This window comes from Bacillus sp. GBSW19 (assembly GCF_002998655.1).
Classification (GTDB): domain Bacteria; phylum Bacillota; class Bacilli; order Bacillales; family Bacillaceae; genus Bacillus.
This window is the reverse complement of record NZ_PVRF01000012.1, coordinates 1-791: the sequence shown is the minus strand read 5'-3', so window position 1 is coordinate 791 and position 791 is coordinate 1. Positions and strand designations below refer to the sequence as shown.

The following is a 791-nucleotide window of genomic DNA, read 5'->3' as shown; positions in this document are numbered from 1 at the left end:
CATCAGGTTTGGTGGCGATAGCGAAGAGGTCACACCCGTTCCCATACCGAACACGGAAGTTAAGCTCTTCAGCGCCGATGGTAGTTGGGGGTCTCCCCCTGTGAGAGTAGGACGCCGCCAAGCTTTTCTAAGGATCAGTTCCATACGGAACTGGTCTTTTTGTGTTGCTTGAGAGGATATTTTTTTGATTGCACTTGTTTGATGAACGTGCGGCACTCCAACTCATTTACAAGTATGTGAGACATTTTAAATCAAAAAGATAGAACGTTCATCATATTATAAATCCTTGTTATGAAAAAACTAGTAGAGAGATAGAGTATTAGATTATAGAAGGGGACTGTATCAATCTTTATAGTTAACTCTATTCTAATATCTATAAAAACTGCACCTAAAGTTTGATTCCAAGGAATACCTATACCATGAAAGCATAAAAATAATAGGCTGCTGATATTTCTGAAGGAATTGACCGTTTTTAAAGAGAATATAGAGAGGAGAACTTCAGCTGATAAACGTTGAATGACAGCAGTTTGAATGGAGAAAATGAGGATCATTTGCTAAAAGAAATACCAATGAAAATTGAAATAAAATTTTTTTAATATAGCCTTTACAAATGATGAAAACCTGTATATAATAATCTTTGTCGGATCGAGAGATTCCTACATAGTGGAGGATTAGCTCAGCTGGGAGAGCATCTGCCTTACAAGCAGAGGGTCGGCGGTTCGAGCCCGTCATCCTCCACCATATTTATTCTTACATAATGTTAGGATAGATAAAGCCGGTGTAGCTCAACT

Annotated in this window: 1 tRNA gene and 1 rRNA gene; both read left to right on the top strand. The window is 38.3% G+C overall.

Going from position 1 to position 791, the window contains the following annotated elements:
• The first annotated feature begins 7 nt into the window (after positions 1-7).
• Positions 8-123: ribosomal RNA gene (gene rrf, locus C6344_RS18745) — 5S ribosomal RNA — on the top strand.
• A gap of 542 nt (positions 124-665) precedes the next feature.
• Positions 666-741 (top strand) — tRNA-Val (locus C6344_RS18740).
• Positions 742-791 lie beyond the last annotated feature (50 nt).